Here is a 15,514-nt window from a genome sequence, read left to right on the forward strand (position 1 = left end):
ACAGAATGTACTTTCTGTGCCGTCTTTTTATTTATTTGATTCTTTTTGGCGGACTGCAAAATGATGACTTGATCCACTCAGTCAAGTCTGCTTGCAATCATTTTTCCTGAGATAGCCCCATCGCCTCCTTGGAAGAGTCCGACACCATCTTACGCAACCATTGCACCTCTGCTGCCGCATGTGAGCGCTCATGCCACAGCATGAAGAAACGCATTTTTGGCATCTCTACCGGCATAGGCAAAATCGTAATCGGCCATTGCCCGACAAAGTGCATGGCGAAGCTACGGCTGGTGGTAAAAATCAAATCCGTACGCGACAGTACATCCGGCACCATGCCAAAGTAAGGGATCGTCATTTGTATATGTCGCTTTAACCCTTGCTCCGCCAGAGCGCTATCAATGATGCTGCGATGTCCCATCATATAAGGAGTGGGCGCGAGATGCGGCATCTCTAAATAATATTTAAGCGATAGACCTTTTTTGACGATCGGATGCTGGTTATTAACCATGCAGACTAAGTCATCTTCAAATAAATGCGCTAAATGTAAGTGCGGTGGTTGGTCCGGCCAATTACCAATGACGCAATCCAGCTCACCGTTTTCTAGCGCCGACGCATAATCAAATCCTGCATTTAATGAATGAATGACCAGACCCGCATTGGGTGCTTGTTCGCGTATTTTCTCCATGATCATCGGGATCAGCAAAACGCTTAAATAATCCGGTGCACCGAGGTGGAATACTCGCTGGCTTTGTGCAGCAACAAAACTAGGCGCGGGATGCGTGATGCTCTCCAGCACGCTGAGCCCCTGCTTTGCTAGCAGCAATAATTCTTCGCCGCGTTCGGTCGCTGTCATTCCGTTTTTGCCGCGTACTAATATTGCGTCGCCGGTAATGTCACGCAAGCGCTTTAGCATATTGCTAATTGCTGGTTGGGATTGTCCCAACTTCATGGCGGTGCGGGTAACGCTGCGCTCGGTCAGCAATGTATGCAAGACGCGCAATAAGTTGGTATCGAGGTGGTCGCTAGGCCGATTGCTCATGGTTGTAAAAATAAAAAAGACAAATCATCATAGGGCATGCACATCGCCATCCACAAATACCATCAGCTCACCCGCCGCAAACTGGGTCCAGTTCTCATTCTTGGTCAATGGTTCTGTGACGATGACGGCAACGCGATCTTGAGGCGTGGTCACTTCAGAAAAATCGACAGCCACTTCTTCATCCGACAAACTGGCGGTGGCAAAAGGATATTTTCTGACGATGTAATGTAATTTAGTAGAGCAATGTGCGAATAGTGCCTCGCCATTCGACAGCATCATATTGAAGGTACCGTATTGCGCAATCTCATTGGTAATCTGGCGCATGAACCGGGTGATCTCGGTCATCGATGGCAAAGCCTCGCCAAAACGACGGCGCATTTCTTGTAGTAGATAACAAAATGCCCGTTCGCTGTCTGTTGTACCGACAGGATGGTATGCCCCATCTAAGACCGGATGAAAATTTTTCAGATCGCCATTGTGCGCAAACACCCAATAACGGCCCCAACATTCACGCACAAAGGGATGACAATTTTCTAGCGTGACTTGTCCTTGGGTCGCTTTACGGATGTGGGCGATGACGTTTTTAGATTTGATCGGATAACGCTTGATCAGCTCGGCAATCGGGGAAGCAACAGCGGCTTGGTGATCGACAAAATGGCGTACACCATTGCCTTCAAAAAATGCGATGCCCCAGCCATCTTTATGTTCGTCCGTACGACCGCCGCGTGTAGCAAACCCCGTAAAGCTAAATACGATATCGGTCGGGGTATTGCAATTCATTCCTAATAATTGACACATAGTCAGACGCAATGCTGCTTTACATAAAATCTAAGCTTAGCATCATTGCGCGACAGTGACCAAGTGACTTCGGGGATTTGTCCTAAGCCAGACTACCATTCACTGATATAGCTACTACGATAGCCGCTATCGTTATGGATCTCACTCTCTGTGAATGGTAATTTCAGCCAGTTCTTTGATGCATAACGTTCTGTGTAATTTCTGGAGCGTATCGATGCCGGGTCATCAGATAACGAAAAGGTCAAAAAGCTATGCGCCTCGACGTTACCATTTGGGAAGCTGACAACCTGCATATAGCTATTCCCGTTAGGGTTTCCGTCCATGCTATAGCCTCCTTGATCCAGACGATTGTCCGAACAAGCAACTGTGAAATAACCAACGTTATCGCAGCCTCCAAATAAGCCTATCTTGTGTTGATTGCGTGTAACAAATAAAGTCTCACCCCGAGTCGCGCTCATCGCAAATCCACTGGCCTGTATGCGTAAAATAGCAGCGCCAAAAGCTTGCTGTAAGTTGGATGCGGCAACAGGACTGATATCACGTGGAGTGTGAATAGGATCAGCGGGACTAAACTGCACTTTGTACAGTTGTGCTTCCGACAGCAATGAAACACGTCGCCAAAATTCGTCCCAGATATGCGGGCCGCGTACTCCGGGGTTACCAGTGTTGTCCCAACTACTTAAAGCAGTACAAGCAGCGCTGACATTGACTAGTTTTGCCGGAAAACTCTCGCCGGTCTCAGGATCACTGCTGATGGTAAGAGTCGTTGATCCACAAATCATCGGTAATACTTGTGCCTTAAACAGTTCAGCGGTCAGTACCCGGCTATTAAGTACCATTTGTTCAACGACTTCTGTACCAGCTTTATTTCCCACATAACCGTCAGTTCCATCCAAGCGACCTTGTGCCATGGTGTGCCCCAAGCGTGTACGCATGCTCAATGACTCTGTTCCGGTTGTGCCAAGAATAGCCGGAAATCCCGTCAATAGCGCCTTGGGATTGGTACTCCAATAACTGTCGTTCATGTTTGCGACATAATCATTACGTAACAGACTGGGCAATTTGGAGGGGCCGAGTGCGCCGCGCTGTACTGAGTCGACGTCAGTTTTCCAGTCGCAAGCACTTTTAGCGCCGTCAAAAAACGGGACTCGCGGCAAATAAGCTGCCATCATCTGACCTATAGCCGTCGTGCAACTGGCCGTTTGTGCCGCCGTTACATTGGGAACAGCACCCATGTCGGCATACCAGGCCTTACTCGAATTACGCGCAATTGCCGTCGTGTTGACCCAAGGTGTTGCAACTTCCTCTTTTTGAATACGGATAAATTCTTCCATCGATTTGGCTTGATTCCAACGTAGCCAGTTTCGGAAGCTACGGAAATTACTCGCACTGATATCACGGATGGCAAACGCTGTTGTAGTGTTCCAGGCTAATGCAGGATTGAGCAAGCCTAGGTTCATCATCGGACCGTACTCAGAACGGTATAAAGTCCGTTTCACTACGGCTAAACGACCATCTGCTGATTTGACGGTCACGGCTATCGTGGATGGTGTCATGCGCACTTTTTTACCATCACGCATATAACTCGTGCTGTCGTTATTTGCCAAGCTTAGTTCATAGATTCCAAAACGACGTGCGGTCGATACCGTATGTGACCACGCGACATTGTCGTTAAATCCAATCAGGATCACAGGCACGCCCAGAAATGAAGCGCCGCTGACATTAATTTGTCCAGGTATCGTCAATTGAGCTTGATAGAACCGATCAACACCGCGCCAGTACCAATGAGGATTTCCAAATAATAATGGACTACCTGAGTTGGTTGATGCACTGCCGTAGGCGATCATATTACTGCCGACACCTTTTTTACCACCAACCTGAAGTTCTGGCGCACGCGTTTGTGCAGACTGATAAGTCAAGGTGCTCAGAGTTTTGCTGGTGGCGTCAGGCGGTAGCGCGCTGGCGATACTGTTCACGAAATTACTATATCCACCTGCCAAATTGGCGGCATACATCCGGCGATACACATCGCTACTGCGAATAGGCAGTACCCAATCAGCATTGCGGCATGCGCTATAAGCAGTGTTACTACTGAGCTTCAAATGACGTAAATAACGGTTGTACCCCGCAGCAAACCCTTGAATCATGTCACGTAAATCTTGGGGTTGTGCCGCAACCATCGCGTTGAGCACATCATTGGTAATCAGATGCTTATGGAAAAAATCGCTATCGATATTGCGCGCCGTTTCTAACGTGGTTCCCGCAACCGGTAAGGCATTCGGGCCCAGATATTGAGATCGCTCACCGCGATACGTCAGAAAACCATCCGCCATCGTACATAAATTGTCTTCGGCTTGCGCGTAACCGTAGCCGTAGCCAAGATCAGCCCAATTAGCCGCTTTGATATGAGGTACACCCATGCTGGTACGACGGATTTCCGCATGATAATTTTTGGTAAAAAGCGCATCGTCAGTATCACTGATCAGGGTTTGTGCCATCAGTGGCGTGGCAAGTGCCAGCAAACTGAGCGTTGTAAGAAGTTGATAAGGCTTTGTAGTCAGCTTCATCCGGCGTGTCGTCATCTTAACTCCTTGGTGATATTGGAAAGAAATGGACACGATGGCCAGCAGTAAGCCAATGTCCCAATTTGTTAGAATTATTGAAACATATTATTGCTAACTAATGTACTTTTTGCAATTACTATCGCCTTGAAATTAAACAAACAAAGTCTAAAAAAGATTGTCCATTGTTTATCAGCCTTCCCAAAGCATTTTGCTCTGAAAGGCTTATAAACAATGGACGGTTAAATTCAGAGACTTCAGATATGAAGTTATGAAGAAAATTTCCGTGCGAAGGAACTAAGACGATTTCAGTGATCGAACCCGCTGCGAGGAGATTTGGATCAGATCATAGCTGACGTCACAGCTAACTTCACTCACTTGCCGATGCAAAAACGGGAAAATATCACGCCCAACAAATCATCAGAAGTAAATTCGCCAGTAATACTATTCAGCCGGTCTTGGGTTAAGCGCAGCTCTTCCGCAAATAAGTCCAGCGACTGGTCATTTTGTGCAGCGTAGGCGGCAGCAAATTCTAAATGCTCGTTAGCTTGCTTTAGCGCGATCAGGTGACGTTCGCGCGCGAGATACAAGGACTCGCCAGTTTGTTGCCAACCAGCGATGCGGAGTAATTCTTTGCGCAGTAAATCAATGCCGATATGATCTTGCGCAGACAAATATACGTGAGTAGCATCCGCCATCTGATCGACGCTAGGATGATGGCCGGACAGATCAATTTTGTTCCAGATGCGGATCACAGGCACTTGATCCGGGAAACGCGCCACGATCGCGTCGTCAGCGCGGGTCGGGCCACGACCAGCATCGAGTAAATGCAAAATGACATCGGCTTTGCTGACTTCAGCCCAAGTACGTTCGATGCCGATACGCTCCACCGCATCGATGCTGCTGCGCGGCGCGTCCTTATTGTGCTCATTATGCTCGTACTCGTGTTCATCATCGTATTGATCATCTTCATGACGAATACCGGCGGTATCGATGATATTAAGCGGGATACCTTCGATATGGATAGTCTCGGTCACTTTGTCGCGGGTAGTGCCAGCGATGGGCGTGACGATAGCAACATCGTCACCCGCCAGCGCATTGAGCAGGGAAGATTTACCGACATTCGGTTGTCCGGCTAATACAATATTCAAACCCTCACGCAATAAAGCGCCTTGCGCCGCCTGTTGAAATACCGCCTGCAAGGCCGTTTGGATGGCGCTGAGCTGACCACGTGCATCCGATTTTTCTAAAAAATCGATTTCCTCTTCAGGAAAATCCAGCGTCGCTTCTACCAGCATGCGCAGGTGCACGACTTTTTCTACCAGCACATGAATCACTTTAGAAAAAACACCGGACAACGATTGTGATGCTGATTTGGCAGCGGCTTCGGTCGATGCCTCAATCAAATCCGACACGGCCTCGGCCTGTGCCAAATCCAGTTTATCGTTGAGGAAAGCACGCTGAGTAAATTCACCCGGTTGCGCTAAGCGCAAGCCGGCATCTTTGCCCGCCTCCAGACAACGCGTCAGTAGCATTTGCATCACCACTGGCCCGCCGTGGCCTTGTAGCTCCAAGACATCTTCACCGGTATAAGAATGCGGACCTTTAAAGTAGAGCACGATGCCCTGATCAATCACGCTACCATCCGCTTGCGTAAATGGCAGGTACGTCGCGTGGCGTGGCTTGAGTTGTATCGCTTTTAAACCGTTGGCAAATGCGCCCCCAAATAAGGCATCAATCACCGGCCTTAAATCTTTGCCGGAAATACGTACAACACCAATACCGCCCCGCCCCGGTGCCGTGGCAATCGCGGTAATTGGCGTGCTGTCGTAACTACTTTGATGATGGCGATGTTGGTTCATGGTGTAATTCTAACTCTGCAAAAAAATACAGGAAAATGGTCTGTGGTTTGGTCTAAATACTACAGGAGTCCATAGAAAAAAAGCCCATGATTAAGATGGGCTTTTTTAACATAGACTTTTGGCTTAAACCTTCAAAACCTTAAGACTTGTGCTCTGGAGGGATCAACTTATTATTAATCACCCATTGCTGCGCGATCGACAAGACGTTATTCACAACCCAGTACAAGACCAGACCCGCCGGGAAGAAGAAGAACATCACTGAGAAAGCCAGTGGCATAAACATCATCATCTTGGCTTGCATAGGATCAGCCGGTTTTGGATTGAGCTTAGCCGTTACAAACATGGAGATCGCATACAACACGGGCAAAATGTACCAAGGATCTGGTGCGGTCAAATCGGTAATCCAGCCCACCCACGGAGCGCCGCGCATTTCTACGCTGGCTTGCAACACCCAGTACAGCGACAAGAAGACTGGCATCTGGATCAGAATTGGCAAGCAGCCGCCGAGAGGATTGATTTTCTCAGTTTTATACAACTCCATCATGGCTTGATTCATTTTTTGCGGCTCGTCTTTATGACGCTCACGCACGGCTTGCATTTTTGGTGTGAGTACTTTCATCTTCGCCATACTGCGATAACCAGCAGCCGACAACGGGAACAATGCCAGCTTGATGGAGATCGTAAAAACTACAATTGTCCAGCCCCAATTGCCCAGCAACTTATGGATTAATTCCATCAGCCAAAACATCGGTTTTGCAATAATCGCAAAGTACCAATAATCTTTTACCAGATCCAGCCCCGGTGAAATTTTTTCTAACTTGTCAGACTCTTGCGGACCAGAGTACAGACGCGCATCCATGCTGACCGTCGCGCCTGGTGCAATGCTGCCCATTGGCAAAATAGTCGCTACTGCATACAGATTGTCTTTGACTTTTTCGGTCACGATAGTGCGTGGCGCTTTGTCTTGCGGGATGAAAGCTGACACGAAAAAATGCTGAAGCACGGCGACCCAACCATTGTCTGCTTTGGTCGCGTGATTTGGCTTAGCGTCTGGATTGGCGCTATCTTTTTCAATTTTCTGGAAATCCAGTTTCTGAAAATGATCCGACTCAGTGTAGACAGCAGGAGCATAAAATTCTCTGGAGGCGCTAAACATGCCGCCGTTTTCTGGCTTGGTACCATCATGCAATAACTGCAAATACAAAGATGGTGTGATCGCTACCGGAGAATTATTCGTCACGTCATGTTTGACGTCGATGACGTAGTCACCTTTTTTGAAGGTATAAGTCTTAATCAACTTAACGCCGTTTAATTCAGATTCCAGTACCAGCTGCACTTTGTCGCCCGCATCCATCGTGCGCACGCCTGGCTTAGCAGTGAAGCTAGATTTGTGGTTTGGGAAAGCACCACCCATCAGACCAGTTTGAGCCAGATAAGTACGTTTAGCACTTTCATTAAACAGCACAACGTTCTTGGTGTGGTCGTCTACATCTTTATACTTGAGTAATTCCAAGCGACTGATCTCGCCACCCAAGGTGTCGATATCGGCTTTGATTACATCAGTAGTAATCGTGATGTGCTCATTTTTCACGGCAGCAGCGTCGGTGCCAGTGGCAACACCATTAGCGCTGACGTTGCTAGTGGCAGTGGTGCTGGCAGCAGATGAACCCGATGCAGAAGCGCTGGCGTTTTTGCTCTGCTGCGCCTGACTAGATGGCGTAAAAGAGAACATGGATGGTTTGCCGTTATGACGCATCCAGTTGTCCCAAAGGATCAACAGCGACATCGAGAAAACAACCCACAGGACGGTACGTTTGATATCCATTTGTGTTTTAGCAGGTAGATTTAGAAGAAGAATCAGGACGTTTTTTTAAAGCCATCATATTGTGATGCTTAGTTGCATGAGTAGCATTTTTGGCATACGCAGCTTGACGCTTTTTAGAACGTCCGTCGGATGTGGGGACGAAACTGTTTTTTTCAGATTTTTGTGGAACTGGATCCACGCCACCCGGATGCCATGTGTGACACTTACATACGCGTTTGCCCGCCAGCAAACAACCTTTTGCAGCGCCATGCTCGCGGATTGCCTCTGCCGCGTAATCTGAGCAGGACGGATAAAAACGGCAATTTTGTCCCAGCATAGGGCTGATAGCGAGTTTGTAAAAACGCAGCAGCAGGAGCAATAAAGGTTTCATGGCAGAGATTTCACAGCGCTTCTGCACCGTCGGTAACCAGCAAACGCACTGGCGCAAACAGACGCAAGATCTCCAGCCGCAACTCACGCTTCAGTTGCGCGGTGGTAGCTGGACCTGCTTTGGTATTTACGGGCTTGGACAAGCGCACGATACAATCCACATTGGTCAGGGACGAACAACGAAAAATTTCCCGCGTAACACGCTTGATCGTATTGCGTGTCGCCGCACGCGGCGCAAAACGCTTGGCTGCAACCACGCCCAAGCGCGCGTTTGGCAGCTCGGTCGGTCTTGCATACAAAACAAAATGTGCTGTTCTTTGTACCGGCCGCAAACGAAAAACGGATGAAAATTCATCCGTTTTAACGATGCGCCGAACGCGTGCAAAATCACCACTTGCGTTTGCTGATGTCATTGCATTAACCATATTAGTAGTTGTGCAACTCATGCCACCAGCCAATACAAGCACTGACCATAGCTGGACAGATCAAGCTGCCAAGCGCTTGCGACCTTTAGCGCGACGTGCGTTCAATACAGCGCGGCCGCCACGGGTTGCCATGCGTGCGCGGAAGCCGTGAGTGCGCTTGCGGCGAACGACGGAAGGTTGGTAAGTACGTTTCATGTTGGTCTCGCTATTTGAGCAAATAAAAAATCGGAATCACGGGTAATGTACGAGTAATGCTTTTATGCGAATTAAAACCAGAATTAAAATTGCTTACTCGCCATTACTTCCCCAAAACCGCTGCTCATGGTGTGTTGCATTTATAACAAACTATCAATGCAATCAACAAAAAGAGGGTAGGGAACCCTGAATTAGACACTACTTTCTGCTTACGTGTCAATCACTTAGCACATTTTTTCATCTTGTCATAGCGCAGTCGAAGTAAACAAATAGGGCTTACGCAAAATTGTCCCGTCAAGGCGTAGCGACGCAGATAGTACTTTAGTACAGCTAGGAGCTACAACGCAGCTAGGGCGGTTTTGCGTAAGTCCTAACAAATTTCCGCATTAGCCTGTGGATAACTCGGGATAGCAAGAGTAAAATAGCGGATTAGTGTGGCATGACCGATTTGCCTTAATGGCAAGATGTTTAATTTGTTTTGCGTAAGTAGTATTCATGCAGAATCGTTTGCAGGGTTTAGCAAGCAACAATTAAACTCATTGCTAAGTTAATGACTAAGCAGCGAATCAGCAGCAATTTGACATTCGATAACACGCCGCACATCAGCATCATTAAAGTGACTACATGGAAAATTTCTGGCAAGCCTGCTCGTCCCAATTAGAGCAGGAACTTACGCCGCAGCAGTATAGCGCCTGGATCAAACCACTGACCCCGATCGATTATGAAGACGGCCGGTTGCGGATTGGTGCGCCCAATCGTTTTAAACTGGATTGGGTTAAAACCCAATTCGCCAGCCGGATTACTGAACTGGCAGTGCAATTTTGGGATGAAAATATTGATGTCCAGTTTATTCTGGACCCACGGATCAATAAAAAACCGGCTCCCGCTGCAAACACCAATATAAATCAAAGTAGCGATCCACGCGAGTCGTCCACTAGCAACAACGACATGCCACCGCAAATGCATGATCCGGTGCCAGAATCCACGCCGCGCCGCGACCAAAGCCGAATTAATGTTGATCTGACCTTTGATAGTTTTGTGACGGGTAAAGCCAATCAGTTAGCCCGCGCAGCAGCCATCCAAGTAGCAAATAATCCTGGCGTATCGTACAACCCGCTGTTCTTATATGGCGGCGTAGGTTTAGGTAAAACCCATCTGATTCACGCGATTGGTAATCAGATTCTGGTGGACAACCCTAAAGCACGCATTCGCTACATCCACGCTGAGCAATACGTACGCGATGTCGTTACTGCTTACCAGCGCAAAGGGTTTGACGAATTTAAGCATTACTATCATTCGCTAGATTTATTGCTGATCGATGATATTCAATTCTTTGGTGGCAAAAGCCGCACGCAAGAAGAATTCTTCTACGCGTTTGAAGCGCTGATCGCCGCCAAGAAGCAAATCATCATCACCAGCGATACCTACCCAAAAGAAATCACGGGTATGGACGATCGTCTGATTTCACGTTTTGATTCTGGTCTGACGGTAGCAATTGAGCCGCCAGAGCTAGAAATGCGCGTAGCGATTTTGCTCAAAAAAGCGCATTCCGAAGGCGTACATTTCTCTGATGACGTCGCCTTCTTCGTCGCCAAACATCTGCGTTCTAACGTCCGCGAACTAGAAGGCGCTTTGCGAAAAATTCTGGCGTACTCGCGTTTTCACGGCAAAGAAATCACGATTGATGTCGTCAAAGAAGCCTTAAAAGATTTGCTATCGGTACAGAACCGCCAGATTTCGGTAGAAAATATCCAGAAGACAGTTGCAGACTTTTTCAACATGAAAGTCGCCGACATGTACTCTAAAAAGCGTCCAGCCAATATCGCCAGACCACGCCAGATCGCGATGTACCTGGCGAAAGAATTAACGCAAAAAAGTTTGCCAGAAATTGGTGAACTGTTCGGCGGCCGCGATCACACCACAGTCTTGCACGCAGTACGAAAAATCACGGCAGATCGCAGCAAGAATCCAGAATGTAATCATGAACTACATGTGCTGGAGCAAACTCTGAAGGGTTAAGCATTACAAATTGTAGGGTGTGCCGTGCGCACCAAAGCAAGCGGCAACGAAGTAAGTAAAGTTGATGGTGAGCATGGCGCACCCTAGGGTTTTAGAAGTACCATTTTAGACGTCCAATCATTCTGTGGCCTCCAGGCCATTTTTGCCCCAGAAGCCGCAGAATGATTGGACGATGTATTTAAGTTTTTTAAGTCATTGCGTTACGGCATTGAAGTTATAAAACTAAGTTACAGAACAAAGTTACAGAACCAAGCCATAGAAGTAAGCTACAGAAGTGAATCATCCTTTATTAACAAAATTACGCGAGGATATAAACATGCAATTGGTCAAAACCCACCGGGACACAATCCTCCGGCCTCTGCAAATCGTGAGCGGTATTGTCGAGCGTCGGCACACATTGCCGATTCTGGCCAATATCCTCATACGCAAGGACGGCGAAAAAGTGTCTTTCTTGTCGACTGACATTGAAGTGCAAATCACCACCCATGCCGATATCGGTTCGGGTGGCGAGAGCATTGCTACCACCGTCGCTGCGCGTAAGCTGCTCGATATTTTGCGCGCACTGCCGGACGACAATGACATCGTCCTCAAGCTCGACAATAAAAAGATGACTGTGCAGTCAGGCAAATCGCGCTTCTCTTTGCAAACCTTGGCGGCAGAAGAATTCCCTACCGTCGCGCAAGCAGAACACTTCAACGCCAGCGTTAGCCTGCCGCAAAAAACGCTCAAGCATCTGTTTAACATGGTGCACTTTTCTATGGCGCAGCAAGACATTCGTTATTACCTGAATGGTTTGTTGCTCGTGGTCGATGGTAAAAACGTGATTGCCGTGGCGACCGACGGTCATCGTCTGGCGTACTGCCAGGTGGAAGTTGAACAAGAATTCCCACGTCAAGAAGTCATCATCCCGCGCAAAACGATTATCGAATTGCAGCGTTTGTTAGAAGACAAAGACGATCTGGTGCAACTCGACATCGCCAACAATCAGGTCAAACTGACGTTTGCCGATATTGAGTTGATTTCCAAATTGGTTGAAGGCAAATTTCCTGACTTCAACCGCGTAATCCCTAAGGGTTACAAAAACAATTTCACCTTGGGTCGCGAGCAATTGCTGCGCTCTTTGCAACGTGCCGCCATTATGACCAGCGACAAGTTCAAAGGTGTGCGTTGTGTAGTCACACCGGGCAGTATGCAAATCCTGTCTACCAACGCCGATCAGGAAGAAGCCGTAGAAGAAATTGAAATCGATTACGGCGGCGACAGTGTCGATATCGGCTTCAATGTCACCTATTTGCTGGATGTGTTGAACAACCTTAAAGTCGATCAGATCAACCTCGCCTTTGGTGACTCCAACTCATCCGCATTAATCACCATCCCAGACAACGCCGATTTTAAATACGTCGTTATGCCAATGCGGATTTAGTGCGAAAGAGTGCTAAAGCTCCCCAGCCGCATGCAGCGTAATTGCTGAATGCGGCTGGGGAGTGAGGGCGATTAGTCGATCTAGGCCTATACAAATCTGCTTTGGATTTTAAAGTGGTTTGTGCAGGATTTATTCAAGTTATATGACTAATTCAATTGGTAACTAAGTTGACGAATTAATTTGACTCACTAAGTTAACGAAATAAGCGCCCTCATCCCAGTCCCGCATTCAGCAATTACGCTGCTTGCGAGTGGGAACTAAAACTCCAGATCAGTTAGTACGTTTGAACAAGTAAGACCATAATAAAGAAGGTAACCATGTCCGAGAACACCCAAGACAACACTCCAGCGCAGCCAAATGCTTATGGCGCATCCTCAATCCAGATTCTGGAAGGTTTGGAAGCCGTGCGTAAGCGCCCCGGCATGTACATTGGCGATACATCGGACGGTACCGGTCTGCATCACCTTGTATTTGAGGTGCTGGACAACTCGATCGATGAATCGCTAGCCGGTCACTGTACCGAGATCAACGTCACCATCCACGCCGACAACTCCATCTCCATTACCGATAACGGTCGCGGTATTCCGACCGGTATCAAATGGGACGACAAGCACGACCCAAAACGCAGCGCGGCAGAGATCGTTATGACCGAGCTGCATGCTGGTGGTAAGTTCGATCAAAACTCTTACAAAGTCTCCGGCGGTTTGCATGGCGTTGGTGTCTCCTGCGTTAATGGACTGTCCAAATTACTCAAGCTCACCATCCGCCGCGACGGCAAACAATATGCGATGGAATTTGTCCGTGGCGTGCCGCAAAACCGTGAAATAGAAACCATCGACGGCATCGTCGTGTCCCCGATTAAAGTCATCGGCGACACCGACAAGCGCGGTACCGAAGTCCACTTCTGGGCCGATGAAGAAATCTTCACCCATGTCGAATTCCATTACGAGATTCTGGCAAAACGTATTCGCGAATTATCGTTCCTCAATAACGGCGTGCGCATCAAACTGACCGACCAACGTACAGGCAAAGAAGAAATGTTTGCCTTTGAGGGCGGCACCCGTGGCTTTGTGGAATACATCAACAAATCTAAAAGCGTCTTGCACCCAACGATTTTCCAAGCCACTGGCGAGCGTCTGTCTGACCAAGGCACCAACATCACCGTTGATGTTTCCATGCAATGGAACGACGCCTACAACGAACAAGTTTTATGCTTCACCAATAACATCCCGCAACGCGACGGCGGCACCCATCTGACTGGCTTGCGCGCAGCGATGACCCGTGTGATTAATAAATACATTGAAGAACACGACTACGCCAAAAAAGCCAAAGTCGAAGTCACCGGCGACGATATGCGAGAAGGTTTAACCTGCGTCTTGTCCGTCAAAGTACCTGAGCCAAAGTTCAGCTCACAAACCAAAGACAAACTGGTTTCCAGCGAAGTCCGTGGCCCGGTCGAAGAGATCGTCGCCAAAACTTTATCCGACTACCTGCAAGAACGCCCTAACGACGCCAAAATCATTTGCGGCAAAATCGTAGAAGCCTCACGCGCGCGCGAAGCAGCCCGTAAAGCCCGCGAACTCACACGCCGTAAAGGCGTCATGGACGGCTTAGGCTTATCCGCCAAACTCGCCGATTGCCAGGAAAAAGACCCCGCGCTGTGCGAACTGTATATCGTCGAAGGTGACTCCGCAGGTGGCTCCGCCAAGCAAGGCCGGGATCGTAAGTTCCAGGCGATCTTGCCACTGCGCGGTAAAGTTCTTAACGTAGAAAAAGCCCGCTTTGAAAAAATGCTCTCTAGCGAACAGATCACCACTCTGATCGCCACGCTAGGCACCAGCATCGGCCCAGACGAATTCAATGTAGAAAAACTGCGCTACCACCGCATCATCATCATGACCGATGCCGACGTCGACGGTGCCCACATCCGTACCTTGCTGCTGACCTTGTTCTATCGCCAGATGCCACAACTGGTAGAGCGCGGCCACATCTACATCGCCCAGCCACCTTTGTACAAAGTAAAAGCTGGCCGCGATGAACGCTACCTCAAAGATGACTCTGAAGAAGCCAGCTACATGATGACCGTTGCCTTGACTGGCGCATCGCTCATCCCAAGCACAGGCGCAGACCCGATTACGGGCGAACCACTGGCAGAACTGGTACGCCAATACAATCTCGCCAACGCCATCATGACGCGCCTGACCCGCATGATCGATCGTGCCGCCCTCACTGCCATCATGACCGGCGTCACGCTCAAAATGGACACCGCAGAAAACGCACAAATCTCCGCCACCGCCCTCACCACCACTATCAACGACCCGGCGGTCAAAGCCATCGTACGCACGGATGATTTGTCTGGCTCCTTCGGCCTGCGCATAGAACGCATGTACCACGGTAACGTCAAAGTCAGCAGCATCGACGCCGACTTCGTCGATAGTAACGATTACAAAGTTTTAGAAAACGCCGCCAACACCTTCCGCGGCCTGCTAGGCGAAGGCTCCTTCATCCGCCGTGGCGAAGGCGAGCGTATGAAAGAAAGCGCCGTAGCCGACTTCCATCACGCCATGCTATGGCTGCGCGACGAAGCCGAACGCGGCGTCAGCAAACAGCGCTACAAAGGACTAGGCGAAATGAACCCAATGCAGTTATGGGAAACCACCATGGATCCAAAAGTACGTCGCCTGCTCAAAGTACAAATCGAAGACGCGATTGCTGCTGATCAGATATTTACTACGCTAATGGGCGATGATGTAGAACCTCGTCGTGCTTTCATCGAATCCAATGCTTTAAGGGCTGGGAATATTGACGTATAACGTAAAAATATAACAATCAAAAAAGCCATCCATTTTTTGGATGGCTTTTTTTACAGGTATGGGTTTTGACGAGCACATCATTTTTTGACCGTATGCGTCCGACAGACCCACCTAGACGATCAGCAAATAACCGATTTTGCCCGCAGCGGAAGCAATTCATCAATACGATTATTTTTACAGGTAGG

The 15,514-nt window shown here is 48.5% G+C and carries 11 protein-coding genes; 3 read left to right on the top strand and 8 right to left on the bottom strand.

Features of this window, described 5'->3' with window-relative positions; translation table 11 throughout:
• Positions 1-97: 97 nt before the first annotated feature.
• From AAKU61_RS15605 to rpmH, 8 genes are all read right to left on the bottom strand, one after another.
• The gene (locus AAKU61_RS15605; protein ID WP_354333725.1) at positions 98-1,039 is read right to left on the bottom strand and encodes a LysR family transcriptional regulator; all 942 of its coding nucleotides are present in this window, start codon (positions 1,037-1,039) and stop codon (positions 98-100) included.
• Between the two features lie 27 nt (positions 1,040-1,066).
• Positions 1,067-1,837 (bottom strand): class II glutamine amidotransferase, encoded by a 771-nt coding sequence (locus AAKU61_RS15610; protein ID WP_354333727.1) that lies wholly within the window; start codon positions 1,835-1,837, stop codon positions 1,067-1,069.
• A 92-nt stretch (positions 1,838-1,929) separates the two neighbouring features.
• Positions 1,930-4,335 carry a penicillin acylase family protein gene (locus AAKU61_RS15615; protein ID WP_503012625.1) on the bottom strand — a complete coding sequence of 802 codons (2,406 nt, stop codon included), beginning with the start codon at positions 4,333-4,335 and terminating at the stop codon, positions 1,930-1,932.
• A gap of 437 nt (positions 4,336-4,772) precedes the next feature.
• The gene (locus tag AAKU61_RS15620; protein WP_354333731.1) at positions 4,773-6,260 is read right to left on the bottom strand and encodes a tRNA modification GTPase; all 1,488 of its coding nucleotides are present in this window, start codon (positions 6,258-6,260) and stop codon (positions 4,773-4,775) included.
• Between the two features lie 139 nt (positions 6,261-6,399).
• Positions 6,400-8,085 carry a membrane protein insertase YidC gene (gene yidC / locus AAKU61_RS15625; protein WP_354333733.1) on the bottom strand — a complete coding sequence of 562 codons (1,686 nt, stop codon included), beginning with the start codon at positions 8,083-8,085 and terminating at the stop codon, positions 6,400-6,402.
• Positions 8,086-8,092: 7 nt separating this feature from the next.
• A complete protein-coding gene (gene yidD / locus AAKU61_RS15630) occupies positions 8,093-8,455 on the bottom strand; it encodes a membrane protein insertion efficiency factor YidD (protein WP_354333735.1) in 363 nt (120 codons plus the stop codon).
• 10 nt (positions 8,456-8,465) lie between these two features.
• On the bottom strand, positions 8,466-8,867 hold the full coding sequence (locus AAKU61_RS15635; protein WP_354333737.1) for a ribonuclease P protein component: 402 nt from the start codon (positions 8,865-8,867) through the stop codon (positions 8,466-8,468).
• 72 nt (positions 8,868-8,939) lie between these two features.
• On the bottom strand, positions 8,940-9,074 hold the full coding sequence (gene rpmH / locus AAKU61_RS15640) for a 50S ribosomal protein L34 (RefSeq protein WP_061535510.1): 135 nt from the start codon (positions 9,072-9,074) through the stop codon (positions 8,940-8,942).
• 624 nt (positions 9,075-9,698) lie between these two features.
• Between rpmH and dnaA the strand changes: the two genes are divergently transcribed.
• The 3 genes from dnaA to gyrB all read left to right on the top strand — a co-directional run bounded on the left by dnaA (position 9,699) and on the right by gyrB (position 15,329).
• Positions 9,699-11,093: a chromosomal replication initiator protein DnaA gene (gene dnaA, locus AAKU61_RS15645; RefSeq protein WP_354333739.1), complete on the top strand. Its 1,395-nt coding sequence runs from the start codon at positions 9,699-9,701 to the stop codon at positions 11,091-11,093.
• 316 nt (positions 11,094-11,409) lie between these two features.
• Positions 11,410-12,516, top strand: coding sequence for a DNA polymerase III subunit beta (gene dnaN, locus AAKU61_RS15650; protein WP_354333741.1), 1,107 nt, complete (start codon positions 11,410-11,412; stop codon positions 12,514-12,516).
• A 317-nt stretch (positions 12,517-12,833) separates the two neighbouring features.
• The gene (gyrB, locus tag AAKU61_RS15655; RefSeq protein ID WP_354333742.1) at positions 12,834-15,329 is read left to right on the top strand and encodes a DNA topoisomerase (ATP-hydrolyzing) subunit B; all 2,496 of its coding nucleotides are present in this window, start codon (positions 12,834-12,836) and stop codon (positions 15,327-15,329) included.
• Positions 15,330-15,514 lie beyond the last annotated feature (185 nt).

Source organism: Undibacterium sp. GrIS 1.2, from assembly GCF_040544435.1.
Lineage (GTDB): Bacteria > Pseudomonadota > Gammaproteobacteria > Burkholderiales > Burkholderiaceae_D > Undibacterium.